At 75.5% G+C, this 15847-nt stretch carries 8 protein-coding genes; 5 read left to right on the plus strand and 3 right to left on the minus strand.

What is annotated here, in order from left to right; all coding sequences use genetic code 11:
• Positions 1 to 14: 14 nt before the first annotated feature.
• Both WME76_RS42130 and WME76_RS42135 read left to right on the plus strand, forming a co-directional pair.
• Complete coding sequence (locus WME76_RS42130; RefSeq protein ID WP_061619134.1) at positions 15 to 224, plus strand: hypothetical protein; 210 nt, start codon at positions 15 to 17, stop codon at positions 222 to 224.
• Positions 225 to 234: 10 nt separating this feature from the next.
• Positions 235 to 546, plus strand: a complete 312-nt coding sequence (locus WME76_RS42135; RefSeq protein ID WP_437957798.1) for a hypothetical protein — start codon at positions 235 to 237, stop codon at positions 544 to 546.
• Positions 547 to 845: 299 nt separating this feature from the next.
• Here the strand turns inward: WME76_RS42135 and WME76_RS42140 are convergent, their stop codons facing one another.
• The 3 genes from WME76_RS42140 to WME76_RS42150 form a co-directional block, all read right to left on the minus strand.
• A complete protein-coding gene (locus WME76_RS42140) occupies positions 846 to 1259 on the minus strand; it encodes a hypothetical protein (protein WP_437957799.1) in 414 nt (137 codons plus the stop codon).
• Positions 1260 to 1552: 293 nt separating this feature from the next.
• Positions 1553 to 1897 (minus strand): YtxH domain-containing protein, encoded by a 345-nt coding sequence (locus WME76_RS42145; RefSeq protein WP_437957800.1) that lies wholly within the window; start codon positions 1895 to 1897, stop codon positions 1553 to 1555.
• A 193-nt stretch (positions 1898 to 2090) separates the two neighbouring features.
• Positions 2091 to 3227, minus strand: a complete 1137-nt coding sequence (locus WME76_RS42150; protein WP_437957801.1) for a hypothetical protein — start codon at positions 3225 to 3227, stop codon at positions 2091 to 2093.
• 549 nt (positions 3228 to 3776) lie between these two features.
• Between WME76_RS42150 and WME76_RS42155 the strand changes: the two genes are divergently transcribed.
• From WME76_RS42155 to WME76_RS42165, 3 genes are all read left to right on the plus strand, one after another.
• The gene (locus tag WME76_RS42155; RefSeq protein ID WP_437957802.1) at positions 3777 to 5849 is read left to right on the plus strand and encodes a zinc-ribbon domain-containing protein; all 2073 of its coding nucleotides are present in this window, start codon (positions 3777 to 3779) and stop codon (positions 5847 to 5849) included.
• On the plus strand, positions 5842 to 7701 hold the full coding sequence (locus tag WME76_RS42160; RefSeq protein ID WP_437957803.1) for a S49 family peptidase: 1860 nt from the start codon (positions 5842 to 5844) through the stop codon (positions 7699 to 7701). Before WME76_RS42155 ends, WME76_RS42160 begins: the two co-directional genes overlap by 8 nt.
• A gap of 278 nt (positions 7702 to 7979) precedes the next feature.
• The gene (locus WME76_RS42165; protein WP_437957804.1) at positions 7980 to 15827 is read left to right on the plus strand and encodes a hypothetical protein; all 7848 of its coding nucleotides are present in this window, start codon (positions 7980 to 7982) and stop codon (positions 15825 to 15827) included.
• The last annotated feature ends 20 nt before the right edge of the window (positions 15828 to 15847 follow it).

Raw genomic sequence — 15847 nt, forward strand, 5'->3', positions numbered from 1 at the left:
GAGACCGGCTCACGATGGTCGTCAACGATGCAAGGATCGAAGAAGAGCCCGGGCGCGCAGGGGGGCAAGCGGACGTCTCCGCCGTCGTCCCTCGTGTCTTCAACGAGGTCCGTCGCGCGGACGAGAGGCTCGTCTCGCTCGTGCAAGAGCGCCCCGTGGCCACGCTGTGCGCGGTGGCCGCGGTGGGATACCTGATCGGACGGGTCGTCACGCGGCTGGGTTGAGGAGGTCACCATGGCGGATGGCGAGGTCAATGCGACACAGGGGCGCGACGGACAGGAGAAGGTGAACGAGGCGCTCGGCCGGCTCGATGCGACGGAGGTCACCCGGGCGGTCTCGGCGTTCGCGCGGGAGAATCCGCACGTGGCGCTCGCGGCGGCGGCCGGGCTCGGGTTCCTGCTCGGCGGTGGGCTGACGCCGCGGGTGCTCAGCAGGCTCGGGTCGTTCGCGACCCGGAGCTACGTCAAGAGCACCCTGGCCCAGGCGGTCGGGACCCTCCTCGATGAGCAGGCGCGAGCCCAGAGCCAGCTCGGATCGTCTCCCTGACACCAGGCGCTCGCGCGGGCGCTGGCAGCGCGACCTGCGGCAGGGCGCGCTCCGCCCTGTTCACCCCCTCCTTCTACCGAGCCCCGATCAGGACATGCCTCGACGGCGCGATGCCTCGACGGCGAGGCCTCGCGCACGCTCGATGCCTCGACGGCGCGGCCTCACGCACGCTCGATGCCTCGACGGCGCGGCCTCACGCACGCTCGATGCGCTCGCGCTCGCGTCGGATGGGACATCGCGCGCGTCGCCGGTCGGGACGGCGCTCGTCTCCTGCACCCGGCCGCCGCGCCGCGCGCCCTTCAGGCCCTGCGGCTGTACGTCTTGCGGATGCGGCGCCCGCCGCTCTCGCTCAGCACCTCTTCGACGCTGCGGGACACGTCGGGCAGGCAGCGGACCGAGAGCAGCGCGCCGCCGCCCATGCTGCTGGCGTCGTCGAGGCAGCGCGCCTCGTACTCGGGCAGGCGAGCGCCGAGCACGGCGCCGAGCAGGGTGCCGGCCGCGCCGGCCGCGCCGGCTCCGGCGAGGCACGCGACGATGGGGCCCGCCAGGAACGCATCGAGCCTCGGGATGATCAGCGCGCCTCCGGCCATGATCGCGGCGAGCGTGCCCCCGACGAGCCCTCCGATCACGGCGCCCAGGGCGGCCCCTTCGGACGCCTTGCTGTGAATCGTGAGCTCGATCTCGGCCAGGCGGGGGTGCTGCTTGGGCACCATGCTGATGTCCTCGGCCGCGACGCCCAGGGCGAGGAGGCGGCCAAGGGCGCCAGCGGCTTCCGTGCGACCCGGGAAGAATGCAGTGAGCGTCCGGTAATACATCATCGACGAGGGCCCCTGTGACGCGCTTCGCGAGGTGTCTCGCTCAATCCATCCGCGCTCGGAAAAGCATCGCTTGTGCCGCTCTGGCTGCGCAGATGTCGCTCGGCCGCCGCAATGTGCCCGGGAAATGATGGAAGGCGCCGCACCGCGCTGGGACGGTGCGGCGCCTTCGCGCCCTCCCTGGAGCTCGCTCAGCGGACGCCGAGGTCGTCCGCGAACGAGCGCTCCCCGATGGTCGTACCGGTGCTCTCCTGGATCTGATCCTGAGCCCGATGCGCGGCCTCGAGCGCGCGGTCCTTGGCCTTCTCCGCGGCCCGTTCCGCGCTGGTGCGCATCCGACCTGCGCGCTCGCGGAGCCGGCCGGCGCTGTCGCGCAGCCGGCGGCGAGCCTGGTCGCCCGACGTCGGCGCGACCAGGACGCCGAACGCGACGCCGATACCGAGCCCGACCGCGACGGGGACGATCCAGTCGAGTGAGCTCCTTCTCCTGTAGGGGAAAACGTCGGCCATGTAATTGACGAGATCGGTTGCCTTCATTGTGGCTCCGTCGGTTCCCATCGCGCGCGGGGCGCGAGCATCGCGCATCCCTCGGCGTGGATTCACGTGGCTGGAACAGGGACCGGCGGGACGTGAGGCAGCGCGCATGCCAAGGGCATATTGCGCACGGAGGGAGCAGGGCCAGGAGCGCGCTGCCGGGGGGCTCGATCGCAGCGGTGGAGGCGCCGCGACGCTAGCGGCAGAAGCCGTCGATGCAGAGCCGGCCCTCGCTGCAGGGCTTCTCGGGATCGCACTCGCCGCCGAGGTTCTCGCTCGAGCCGCACACCTGGTGCACGCCGGAGAACGTCGTCACGGTCCTGCACTCGCTGAGCGAGGGCGACTGGCTGTCGCAGGCGTTCGGGTTCGGCTGCTCGCACGAGATGTAGCAGCTGTGATGGAGGCAGATCGAGCCCGGCGCGCAGAGGTCCTGCACCCCATCCTCGCCGCACACGAAGTTGCTCGACTGTTCCGGGATGCAGCCGTTCTCGACCCAGGCGTAGCCCTCGGGGCATTCGCCGCCGTCGCTCCTCGGGACACAGGCGCCGTCGACGCAGACGGAGGAGGGGCCGCCGCAGTCGTCGGTGATGACGCAGGGCTGCGCAGGCTGGGAGCAGACGCCGAGGTCCGCGTCGCAACGGTGGCTGCTGGGGCAGTCCGCGTCGTCGCTGCAGGCCGGCGTGCATTTGCCCTCGACGCACCTGTCGTCGACCGGACACTGGGTCTGGTCGAAGCACTGGTCCTGAGGCGCGGTGCAGATGCCGCTCACGCAGAGGTAGTCCGCGCCGAGGCCGGCGCAGTCCTCGTCGGCGCCGCACGCGGCCGGGGTCGCCGGCACGCAGGTCGCGTCGTCCCCGTCGCCTTCACAGACATACCCGTGGACGCACCCGAGCGGGTCGCCGCTCGGAAGGACGTCATCGCAGCTCCCGGGCTGACAGGTGCCGTCCGGGGCGCAGGTCTCGCCCTGGGCGCAGTCGTCCGGGTTACCGCAGTACACGGCACCGCTGCCGCCTCCCCCGCTGCCGCCGGCGCCGCCGCTGCCGCCCTCCCCGGAGGAGCCGCTCGCGACGCAGGAGGCGGTGAGGTCGTCGGCGACGACGCACTCGAAGCCGCGGCTACACCCCCACGTGGTGCAGTCGCCGACGTGGCAGGCGTTGTCCTCGCCACAGGTCTCGTTGATCCCGCAGTCGGCCGGCACCTCACAGCCGTCCGAGATGCTGGGTCCGCAGTCCTCCGCATCACAGAAGTGGCTGTCGGCATCATCGTAGATGGGGCAACCCGCGAGGAGGGGCGCCAGCACGCTCGCGAGACCCAGCAGAGTAAGTCGCTTCATTCACCGTCTCCCGAAGGCATTCGGCCGTCCGGCGTCGAGGGGCGGCGCCCTCGCGCGTGACGGTCGCGACCGAACGAGCGTAGCAAGCGACATGCCCCACACAAGCTCGGCCAGGCGCCGCGCATCTGGGCGCAGCGCGCGGCCGCCGTGAAGCTGCGTTCACGTCGGCATGTGGCCCGCGCGCGCGAGTGTACGCGGCCATGCCCTTCGTGAACGGCTTCGCCAGCGTGGGTCCGCTTCGCGGGCGGCGGGGGAGGCTCGCTGGCGAGGGAGGAGGCTCGCGGCGACCCGGGAGGCTCGCTGGCGAAGGGGGGAGGCTCGCGGCGACCCCCGGGAGGCTCGCTGGCGAGGGGGGAGGCTCGCTGGCGACCGGGGAGGATGGAGCGGTGCGACGGCGATGGAGCGGTGCGGCGCGAGGCCGTGGGGCGCGCAGGGGAACCCGTGCTACCGTTCCGCCGAGTTCCGGGCGGCCACCTCCGAACGAGGATACCCGGCAGGCTGACGCCTGGGGGCCAGCCGTTCGCGAGGACACGGGGACCGGTCGAGCAGATGGATGTCACCTGCGAGCGTTGCAGCACCGAATACGAGTTCGACGACGCGCTCGTGTCGGAGCGCGGAACGACGGTCAAGTGCACGAACTGCGGCTTCCAGTTCAAGGTGCGCCGCACCGACGGCGCCCTCCCCGAGAAGTGGGTGGTGCGCACCCTCGGCGGCCGGGAGCTCGAGTTCAAGATGCTCCGGGAGCTCCAGGCCGCGATCTCCCAGGGCCACATCACCCGCGATGACGTGATCTCGCGCGGCAACGCCAGGCCGCGGCGGCTCGGGTCGATCGCGGAGCTGGAGCCGTTCTTCAAGGGCCCGGGCAGCATGGTCATGGCCGGGACAGCGCTCGGCATCGGTGGGCCCTCGCCGCTGTCGGGCCGCGCGAGGTCGCTCACCCCCCAGGGGCTCGGCGGTCCAGCGCCGGCGCAGACCGACGGCTCGGTCGCGATCCCGCTCCCGCGCGCGGAGGGCTCTCCCGAGTCCATCCACGACGCCGAGACGATCGTGCGGGAGGTGCGGGACTTCCAGTCGGGCAGGGAGCGGCCAGCGGCGCGCCGCGCGACGCTGCCCGCCACCGACGATGAGGCCGGCGCCCCCGCTCGCGCGATGCTCAAGGCGAACGCGCTTCCCGGGGTCGTGGTGCCGCCGGAAGAGGCGCCGCCGCTGCCGGACGGGCACCCCGCGCGGCGTCCGGAGCCGCGGACGCTGCGCGGCGCCGGGGTCGCCGAGGCGCGCCAGGGCAGCAGCCTGAAGCCCGTGGACGCGGGCAGCGATTCCCAGGGGCGGGCCGCCGGGCTCGCCCCGATGAGGATCCCGAACAGCGTCCCGCCGCCGCGCGCCGAGCCCGCGCCCGCATCCGCGGGCGAGAGCCAGGGAGACGACGGCCCGCCGGCGAGGCGCGGCGGGGAGCGCGCGGCGCGGCGAGCGGGATCGCCGATCGAGAGCGCGCCGGCGGAGCCCGAGGGCCGCCCCTCGTACGTCGACGACACGGACGGGGACACGCGGATCTCCGCGCCGCCCATGCGGAGGACCGGGATCGCCCGGTGGGTCGTCGGGCTCGTCGTCGTCGGCCTCGTGGCGGTGAGCGCCGCGACGCTCGGGCCGAAGTACCTGAAGCCCGCGGTCCAGGCGCCGCCCGTGACGCGCGACGATCGCGTGCCGACCCTGCTCGCGGACGGCGAGCGGAGCCTGACGGAGGGGGACCTCGAGACGGCGAGGGACAAGCTCGTCAAGGCGAGCGCGCTCGCCGAGGACGACCCGCGCGTCGCCGCGGCGCTGGCCCGGCTCGAGACCGTGAACGCGGACATGCGGTGGCTCCGGCTGCAGCTCCTCGCCCCGGAGGACCCGGATCTGGACACGATGCGGCACGAGCTCCAGGTCGCGATCGATCGCGCCGGCAAGGCGATCGAACACGCGCGCCGCGTCGCGCCGGAGGACGCGGGGGTGAAGCGCGCGGCGATCGATCTGCTCCGCATGCGAGGGGACCTCGCCTCGGCGCGGCGCCTCGTCGGCACGATCTCGGCCGAGAGCGCGCAGCCGGAGAACTCCCTGACGCTGGCCGGGCTCGATCTCGCGGAGGCTTACCCGAGCTGGGCCGCGGTGGTCGAGCGGCTCCGGGCGGCGGCGAGCAGCGAGCAGAGCCCCGGGCGGGCGCGGGCGCTGCTCGCCTATGCGCTCGCGCGGTCCGGCGATCTCGTGTCCGCTCGCACCGAGAACGATCGCCTGCTCGCCATGAGCCGGCCGCACCCGCTCGCGCACCCGCTCCGTGCCTTCATCGATCGCCTCGAGAAGGCGAAAAGCAAGCCGGACGGCGGCGCCGAGCCGGCCTCGAGCGCGCGCGGCGAGGGCCCTCCGGCGGGCGCTCCCGACCCGAGCCCCTCGGCGGCGCCGGCCGCGCCCGGGCGCGGCCGCCGCGGGCCGGAGCCGGACGACGGCCGGGTGCCCGATGACTACGTTGCCCCGGGCGGCACCATCGATACGAGCGACCTCCCCGGCGTGCACCCGCCGCCGACCGCCTCGCCGGGCGCGACCGCGCCCGAGATCGACACCTCCGATCTGCCCGGGATGAAGCATGAGTAAGCACCGAGCTCGACGAGGAGGGTGGGCCGGCGTCGGCGCGCTCGCGGTGGCAGCGTCGATGGCAGGCTGCACCGGCAGAGAGCGGGCCGCGTCGCTGCCGGCGCCCGCCGCCGGGCCGCTCGAGGAGCCGGCGGTCATCGAGATCGATCTCTCGCGCGGGCTCCCCGAGAGCGCGTCGGCGTCGATCTTCGGCCCGCCGAGCAGCAGGACGCACGCGCAGCTCGTGCGGTCGTTGCGGTCGCTCTCCGAGGCGGAGAGCGCGAAGGGCTTCCTCGTGCGGCTCGGGACCTCGCGCATCGCCTTCGCGCGGGCCCACGAGATCGGCCGGATCCTCGGCGACGTCCGCAAGGCGGGGCGGCCGGTCGTGTGCCACGCGGACGAGTACAACAACGCGTCGATGCTGCTGGCCGCCGCTGCGTGCAGCAAGCTCTGGCTCAGCCCGGCCGGGCAGGTCGACACGGTGGGGATCGCGGCGCAGCTCGTGTTCGCGAAGGGGCTCCTCGACAAGCTCAACGTGGACGTCGACTTCCTTCAGGTGGGAAAGTTCAAGGGCGCGAGCGAGCCGTTCACGCGCGAAGGGGCGAGCCCCGAGGCGCGCCAGTCGCTCGAGGCCGCGCTGGGCGGGCTCCGTGAGGCGTGGCTGTCGGCCATCGTGGACGGGCGCGGCAAGCAGGAGCTCCGCGAGGCCGTCGAGGACGGCCCGTTCGCTCCGGAGGCGGCGAAGGCCAGGGGGCTCGTGGACGAGCTCGGCGACGTCGAGGCCGCGCTCGAGGACGCGAAGAAGCTCGCCGGCACCGAGCACTCCGTGCCGCGCTTCGGAGGCGGCGAGCGCGATCCGAGCCTCTCGAGGAGCCTCGTGGACGTGTTCCGCTCGGTCGCCGGGGCGAGCTCGATGGGGACCCCGCACGTGACGGTGGTCCCGGCGATCGGCGGCATCACCATGACCGCCAGCGGGGTGCCCCTCGGCTCATCGGACGGGATCGGCGAGCGTGAGCTCGGGCGGGTGATCACGCGCTTGACCAAGGACACGAGCACGAAGGCGGTCGTGCTCCGGATCGACTCGCCCGGCGGGTCGGCGCTCGCCTCGGATCTGCTCTGGCAGAAGCTGATGCGGCTGCGGAAGGAGAAGCCGCTGGTCGTCTCGATCGGCGGGATGGCGGCGAGCGGCGGCTACTACCTCGCCTGCGCCGGGACCAAGGTCGTCGCCGAGCCGACGAGCATCATCGGCTCGATCGGCGTCGTGGGCGGCAAGTTCGCCGTCGGGAAGGCGCTCGCGGACATCGGGATCAACGCAGAGACCGTCGCGGCCAACCCGGATCCCCAGCGCGCGGCGCGCGCCGCGTACATGTCGGCGCTCACGCCCTGGGACGAGCCCACCCGCGCCCGTGTGCTCGCCTCCATGGAGGCGGTTTACGACCTCTTCCTGAAGCGCATCACGGAGGGGCGGAACCTCCCGCTGGAGACGATCACGCCCTCCGCCGAGGGGAGGATCTTCGGCGGCGCCGAGGCCCACGGGCGCTCGCTCGTCGATGAGCTCGGCGGGCTGGAGCGGGCGATCGCGCTGGCGCGCGAGCTGGCGGAGCTGCCCGAGGACGCGCCGGTCGAGATCGAGCAGGACGATGGAGGGCTGCTCGAGCTCCTGGCCGCTGGCGACGAAACCGCCGAGGGCGACGCGCGGACGCCCGACCGCGCCGCGCTCAAGGAGCGCGCGCGGGAGGCGATGGCGGGCGCCCTCCTGCCCGAGTGGCTCGGCGTCGCGCCAGAGGTCGGGACCTTCGCCGCCTCGATGGCGCCGCTTCTGGCCGGAGAGCGGGCGCTCACGGTGTTACCGTTCGCGGTGACGCTCCGGTAAGCGCGAGAATCGCACCGGAAGTTTGGCCTTGTACCTCGGTCGTTCTGGTAGGCTGAGCGGCATCAGCATACCCGAAGCGGGTCGCCGAAATGAGCTCTTCACCTCCGGATCGGGCAGCATCAGCGTCGGGCGTGCGGAGGGCGCCGCAGCCGCCGGAGCTGATGGAGCCCGCGGGACCCGCCTCTGCGGGGCAGCTCCTCATCGGAGGGAGCCGATCGGTCGCGCCGGTGTCTCACCACCGCGGCCCGCGGGCTGAAGAGGGCTACTGGCGCGCGCGCATGGACGAGCGCCGCGCCGGCGGCGACGCGCAGGGCGAGCGCGAGGCGGCGCTCGCCCTCGCGAGGATCCTCGCCGCGCGCGGCGTCGAGCTCGACAAGGCCACGGCGCTGGCGCGCCGCGCGCTCTCGCTGGGCGACGACGCCGCGATGAGGAGCGAGCTCGCCGGCTGGCTGGCGGGGCTGGGGGAGCCAGCCCTGGCCGCGGCGGCGCTGCGCGGCGTGCGCGACGACACGCAGCCGCCCGGCGCGACGGCGCGGCTGCTGGTGAAGATCGCCGTGCTCCTCGCGCGCGCGAGCGACGTCGAGGGCGCGGTCGACGCCCTCGAGGAGGCCAGCGAGCTCGCCCCGGACGACGCGATGGCGAGCGAGCTGCTCGGCACGATCTCCGCCTGGGCGTCGGATCAGGTGCTGCCGGAGGCCGCGGCGAAGGCGTACCTCGAGGCTGCCAGGCGGCGCGAAGCGACGCGGGAGCGGGAGGCGGCGTTCGAGGATCGCCTGCGCGCCTTCGAGATCGCCCCTCACGACGACATGGCCGCCAAGGCCATGGCCGCGGCGCTGTTCGTGCGCAGCAGGCACGGCGCCGCCGACGAGGTGCTCCGGACGCACGCGGACGCGCTCGCGGCGCGGGTGTCGAGCGGCGCGGCCGGGGCTGCGGGGGCCTCCGCTCTGCAGCGCGCGAGGGAGGTCCACGGCCACCGGCTCCAGGGCGCGACGAGCGAGGCGGACTGGGCGCGCGCCGTGGGCTGCGTGCTCGACGCGGGGCTCGACGCGGACGTCGACGGCGACGCCGCCGTCGAGATCGACGAGGTGCTCGAGCAGGCAGGGCTCTACGAGCTCGTGGCCGCGCGGCTCGAGATCCGGGCCGAGCAGCGGGCGGGGGCGCCGCGGGCGGAGGCGTACGCGGCGCTGGCGCGGCTCTTCGCCGGCCCGCTCGCGAGCCCCGACCGCGCGGTGGAGGCCTGGATCGAGGCCGCGGCGAGCGACTGCGGCAACGCGGTGGCGCGCTCCGCGCTGCGCGAGCACGCGGCGACCCTGCACGACATGGCGCCCCTCGTCGAGGCCCTCATCCGCATCGGCGAGGGCGCGGATCCGAGGGCAAGAGAGGACGCGGCGGGGCAGATCGACGCGCTCTCCGAGCTCGCCCGCCTCGCCGAGGAGAAGATCGGCGACCCCGGCCTCGCGCAGTGGGCGTTCGAGGCGCTGAAGAGCGTCGGCGGCGACCCGGAGCGCGCCGCGGCAGGGCTCCAGCGGATCGCGGAGCGGCTCAAGGCGCAAGACGAGGCGCTCGCCGCGGCGCAACGCGCGCTGCGCGGCGCGGAGTCCGCCGAGGGGCGGATCGACGCGCTCCGCCGGCTCGTCGTGATCTACCGGGGCCGCCCGAAGGAGCGCGCCGCCTACGAGGAGGCGCTCGTGGGGCTCTCGCGGGCGCTGCCGACCGATCGCGGCTGCCTGCTGGCGCTCGATCGGCTGAGCCGCCGGACCGGGGGCGGCGCCGCGTTCGACGCCCTGCTGCGCGCGCGGCTGGCCGAGGCTGCGCGGCCGTCGCCCGCGGAGACCGAGGGGGCGCGCTCCGCGAGATCCGAGGCGATCCGCGCGTCGTCGTTGACGCGGGTCGAGCTGGCGCGCGTCCGCCTCCTCCTGTCCGCGATCGCCCGCCGGCAGGGCCAGGACGCCCGCGCGCTCGACGAGGTGCTGCCGCTGCTCAGCGACGCGCCGGGGCACCGCGGCGCGGCCAGCGCTGCGCTCGTGCTGGCGACGCGGACGGGGCGCCTGCGGGAGCGCGCCGACGCGATCGTGCAGCTCGCGGCGCCGGTCTGGCCGGCGCTGCGCGCGGTGCTGCTCTCGCTCGCCGCGGAGCTCTACGTGCGGGCGGGCGCGGCGCCGCTCGCGCGCGAGGTCGCGGTGCTCGCCTGCGAGGCCGATCCGTCGTGCACCCGCGCGGTGGCCACGCTCGCCGCGACGCTCACGGCAGATATCGCCCGCGCTGCCGAGGCGGGCGAGGCGCCGCCGTTCGAGGTCGACCGGGCCGTCGCCGCGGCGATCGAGCGCTCCATCACGACGGTGTTCCCGCGCGGCGCGCTCTGCGACGGCCTCGCGAGGGCGCTCGAGGCGCTCGGCGAGCTGCCGCTCGCCCTCGCGTGGACCCAGCGCTGGCTCGCGCTGCGGCCCGGGTCCCCTCAGGCGACCGCGGAGCTCATCCGCCGCGCCGCGGTCGCGCGCGACGCCGCCCGGCTCTCGGACGCGCTCGCGTGGATCCTGGCGCAGCCCAAGCCGCTCGGCGAGATGGCGGCCGCGCTCGCGAACGCCCTGCACGCGCTCTACGATCTCGACCCGGAGCGCGGCACGGCGCTCGCGAGGCGCTCGCTCGACGTCTTCGGCCCTCAGAACGCGCTCCTGCGCGAGCGGCTCCTCGAGCTCGCGCGCCGCTCCGGCGATCCTCACCTCGCGGTGACCGTGCTGGAGCGGTGGCTCGCCGTCGAGCTCACGGCGTCGCACGCCGTCGAGCTCATGCTCATGCTCGCCGACTGCCGCCTCGACGGCGGCGACCCGGACGGGGCCGCCCAGGAGCTCGCGCGCGCGGCCGCGGCGGAGGCCGACGCGCAGGAGGTCCTCGCGCGGATCCAGCGCCTCGAGGCGTCGCTGCTCGACGCGAAGGGGCTCAGCTCCGACGGCGCGATCGCGCTGGCCGAGGCGAAGGCCCGGGCGTTCACCGCGCAGGGGGGCGACGCGGCGGAGGAGGCCGCGGCGGCGTGGCGCGAGCTCGGTAGCCTGCTCTGGGACCTCGCCGAAGACCATCGAGGCGCCGAGCGGGCCTTCTTCCGTGCGAGCGAGGTGGCGCCGAGCGGCGGGACCGAGCGCTACGCGCGGGACATGTGCGAGTTCGCCGGCGTCGAGGCGGCGATCGAGGCGCTCGTCGCCCGCGCCGCCGAGGTGCGGGCCAACGGCGAAGCGCAGCCCGCCGCGGCGGAGGGCAGGTGGTCGGGCGACGTCGGGCCGGAGCGAAGGAGGCGCGCCAACCTGCTGATCGAGGCCGCGAACCTCGCGCACGAGCACGGCCTGCCCGAGCGGGCGCTCGCCGCGGCGGCGAGCGCGATCGAGCTCGATCCCCTCCGCGCCGACGCCGTGGCGCTCGTCGAGAAATCGGCGGACGCCGACGGCGGCGTCGCCGTCCTCGACAAGACGTACCGGCTGCTCGCCGACGCGGCCCTGGGCTGCTATGGCCGCCGCGCCGCCCACTACCGTGCGGCGCGGCAGCTGGAGCGGCGCGGCGCCTTCGAGCTCGCGCTCGCGCACGCGGTGGCCAGCTTCGAGGCGGTGCCCACCGAGGGGACGTCGTACGTGCTGCTCGCGCGGCTCGCCGAGCACGCCGACGAGCCGTCGGAGGCCGTGCGCGCCCTCGAGCGGGTCGCGGCGGCGGCCGACCCGGCGTCGCGCAACGCGTGGCTGAAGCGCGCCGCGGCCCTCACCGGCCGCACGGAGGAGGGCCTCCGGCTGCGCCTCGACATCCTGCTCCGCGCGATGGTCGTGCGCCCGGACCCGGCGATCGTCGACGACGTCGGCGCGGCCATCCGCGAGCTCGTCGCGTGCACCGGGCAGCCGGAGGTCGAGGCCATCCGCTTCGACCGCGCGGTCAAGGCCAGCATCGCGAAGCTCGAGGGCCCCGACGGGGCTCGCGCGGGGCTCGCGATGGCGCGCATCGCCGTCGAGGTCCTCGACGCGCCCGCGCTCGCGCTCGCCGCGATCGAGCGCGCGATGCTCGCCGACGGCGACGTGGACGAGTTCCTGACGCTCCTCGACATCGTCGGTGAGCTCGCGCGACATACCGAGCCGGCGTCGCACCTCATCGCGGCGGTGTATGCCGCCGCGATGAAGCCGCACTCGAGCGTCGGCCCTGGCCTGCTCCGGTGGGCGAGCAAGCTCGCGGGCGCGCTCAACGTGCCGCCCGTCGCGGCGGCGCTGCTGGTCGAGGCGGCCCGCCGCGCCCCCGAGGACGACGCGCTCGCGTACGAGGCGGAGGCGGCGGTCGAGGCGAGCGGCGACGAGGCGCTGAAGCGATCGCTGGACGACGCCCTGCCGGTCGCGCGGCGCCTCGAGGCGCTGCTCCACCTCGCCGACAAGCACGAGCGCGAGGGCCAACGCGCGGAGGCCATGGTCGCCCTGGAGCGGGCGCTCGCCGGCGGACAGCTCCAGGGCGACACGCGCGTCGAGGTCGTCGCCCGGCTCCGGCGGCTGTACGCGGCCGAGGGGCGCAGCGGCGACCTCGAGGCGCTCGTGCAGGCCGAGCTCGCGCGCGCGGACCTGCCGGACGCCGTCCGGCTCGAGATGACGCGCGAGGTTGCGGGCATCCTCGCGACCGGCGGCGATCTCCACGGCGCGCTGGAGCTCCTCCTCGACGCCGCGCAGAAGACCCCGTTCGACAAGGCGCACCTCGACGAGCTCATCCGGCTCGCGCGGCGCGCCGACGATCGCCGGCTGCTCTTCGACGTGCTCATGCGCCTCCAGGGCGCCTCCGCCGGCGACGAGGAGCGGCTGCTCGTGCTGCGCGAGCTCGCGCCGCTGGCCCAGGAGCTCGGCGATCGCGGCGCCGCCGTGGCGCTCTACGAGGCGATCGCCCGCCTCGACCCGGCCGACCTTCACGCCCTCGAGGTCGTCGAGCAGGACGCGAGCGACCGCGGCGATCACGCGGCGGTCGCGGCCCTGCTCGCGCGCCGCATCGAGGCGGCGCCGCTGCCGGACACGCGGCGCGCGCTGCGCCTGCGGCGCGCTGCGCTGCTCGAGCAGCGCCTCGGCCTGCTCGACGAGGCGTGCGCCGAGCTGGAGGCCCTGCTCGCGGCGTCGCCGGACGACGTGAGCGCGCTGCGGTTCCTCGCCGACATCCACGAGCGCCTCGGGACGCCGCTCCGCGCGGCCCCGCTCTGGTGCAGGCTGGGCGATCTCGCGACCACCACCGACGAGCGGGCCGAGTACAGCCTCCGCGCGTGCAGCAGCTACCTCGGCGGCGGGGACGTCGAGTCTGCGAAGGACACCCTGGAGAGCGTCGCGCGCATCGCGCCGCGCGAGGCCGTGATCGAGCTGCGCGTCGAGATCGCCCGCCGGGAGGGCGACGGCCACGCGCTCGCCGCGGCGCTCGATCAGCTCGCCAGCGCGTCGCGCGACGCGCCCGAGCGGCGCGCGCAGCTGCTCGTCGAGGCGGCGCGCGCCACCTCGATGCTCGGCGACGACGTCACGGCCCTCGAGCGCGCTCGCCGCGCCGTGAAGCTCGCGCCCGACTCGCCCGACGCCGTCCTCGAGGCGCGCCGCATCGAGTATCGCCTGCGCGGGACCGGGACGCCGCGCGACGCGCAGGCCGCCGTCGAGGAGCTCGGTCGTATCGCGCCGCGCCTGCGCCCGGCGCACGTCGATCTGCACGCCTTCCTGCTCGCCGAGACGCTCGACGTCATCCAGGGCCACGGCGCGGGTATGCGCGAGCTGACCCGGCGCCACGCCGAGGTCGGTCCGAGCACGCTGGTCGCGCTCGGCATGGCGGAGCGCCTGGCGCTGAAGCGGAATTTCTCGGCCGCGCTCCCGCTGTTCGAGCGCGCGCTCGGCGGCGATCTCCAGGGCATGCGCGCGCGCGGGCGCGTCGCGCTCGCCGCCGCGGAGACGGCGCAGAACGCCGGCGACCTCGAGGCGGCAGCGCGCCTGCTCGAGGAGGCCGCGGCGGAGCCGGAGACGCGCGCGCTGGCGCTGCGCCGCCAGCTCGAGCTCACGGCGGCCCGGGGCGAGCCCGAGGCCGCGCGGCGGGCGCTCGAGGAGCTGGTCGCGCAGAGCTCGGGCATCGACCGCGCGCGCGCGCTGATGCAGCTCGCGCGCCTGCACGCATCGAGCGATCCGGATCGCGCGGCGCAGATCCTCGCGCAGGCCACGGTGCTCGCGGGCTCGGATCGCGCGCTGGGGCTGAAGATCGCCGAGCTGAACGCCGAGCTCGCCAGCGAGCGGGCGACCCTGCCGCCGGAGGAGGTGCTCCACCCCACCCAGGTCCGGGTCATCGTCGCGGAGCCGGTCCAGGCGGCCCCCGAGGCGTCGCCCGGCGCCTCCTCGGCGGTGGGCGGCGCCGCGCCCGCGAGCACCCGCGCGCCGTCGACGAGCGCGCCCGCGAGCACCCGCGCGCCGTCGACGAGCGCGCCTGCGAGCACCCGCGCGCCGTCGACGAGCGCGCCTGCGAGCACCCGCGCGCCGTCGACGAGCGCGCCTGCGAGCACCCGCGCGCCGTCGACGAGCGCGCCTGCGAGCACCCGCGCGCCGTCGACGAGCGCGCCCGCGAGCAGCCGCGCGCCAGCGAGCGGCAGCGCGCCGGCCTCCAGCGGTCAGCACATCGATCTCGTCGAGCTCAACGACCCGCTCGACGAGTCGCTCATCGCCGCCGACGCTGGACGGGCCGTCGCGCCCGCGCTGTCCGACGACGACCTGCTCGATGGGCCGGCGGTCGCCGAGCCCTCGCGGGCGCCGGCCGTCGGCGCTGCGCAGGGCGCCGCGGAGAGCACCGCCGCGCGCGCCAGCGCGCCATCGGGCCGCTCCAGCGCCGGCGCGCAGCTCACCGCGCCCCCGGTGTCTGCGCCGGCGTCGGCCCAGCCGCCCTCCTCGGCGACGCGGCTCCTGACCGCGTGGCCGCCGTCCGCGGCCGAGAGCTTCGAGGAGGCCGCGCTGTTCCGCGAGCTCGCGGCGGGCTCGTACGAGGCTGGCGAGCGGCTCATGAAGAGCTTCGCGCCGCGCGACGATCGCTCCCGTGAGGCGCTGGCCGTACGCCGGATGCAGGCCCACCTGCGGCTCGGCGACCGGGGCACCCTCGAGCGCCTCCAGGCGGCCGCGATCGCCGACAAGAACATGACCTACGCCCGCGCCATCGAGCACGTGCTGCGCGCCTTCGAGGGCGACGAGCCGGCCGAGCGGCGCGGCGAGGGCTTCATCGCGCCCCCGCTCCTCGCCGCGCAGCGCGACGCGCCGGAGCTCGTGAGCGCCCTGCTCTTCCGCGACCTGGAGTCGCCGGTCAACGAGGCGCTCGCGATCGTCTGGGAGACCGGCCTCTACCGCCGCGACGCGGGCCAGTCCGGGCTCGTCGCCTCCGAGCGGGTCCAGCCGACGTCGCCCACGCTCCTCGGAGAGCTCTACGGCGTCGTGGCCGGCCATCTGGGCCTCCTGCGCACCGCGCTCTACCACCAGCGCGCCTCGTCGCCGGCTCCATCGTCGCCGGAGGGGCAGGTCGTCCGGGTGAACCCTCCGGCGGTGCTGTTGCGGGGCGAGGTCCGCGAGGACACCCCCGAGCTGCGTTACCTGCTCGGCGCCCACCTGGCCGGGGCCATGCCCGACCACGTCCTCGCGAACACCAGCACCGAGGATGAGCTCCGCACGCTCCTCTCCGCCGTCGTCGCCGCGTTCGGCCCGCTGGAGGCCACCGCGCAGAGCTCCCGCGGCAACCCCGCCGTGGTGCGGCTCGAGCAGAACCTCTGGCAGCTCATCCCGCCGCGCGCCGAGCGTCGCCTCCGCGAGATCTGCGACAGCGCCGACAAGATGACCTACGAGGGCGCGATCAAGGCGACCCGCACCGCGATGCGCCGCGCTGGCCTCTTCGCCGCGGGCAGCATCGCCACGGCGGTGCGCGCGACCATCAAGGAGCGAGGCCTGGAGCTCGCCGTCCCGCTGTCCACGCCCGAGGGGCTCGCCGCCGCGTGCGCGGCGCACCCCGAGATCGCCGATCTCGTACGCCTCGCGACGCGGATGGAGTACGCCGAAGCGCGATGGCAGCCCGGCACGGTGCCCTCACTCCGGCGGGTCGACACGGGGAGCTCGCGCTTCCGTGCAGGCACGTAAGCGCTGACGCCGCCGTGCCG

The organism is Sorangium sp. So ce119, from assembly GCF_051524405.1.
In the GTDB taxonomy this organism is placed as follows: domain Bacteria; phylum Myxococcota_A; class Polyangia; order Polyangiales; family Polyangiaceae; genus Sorangium; species Sorangium cellulosum_G.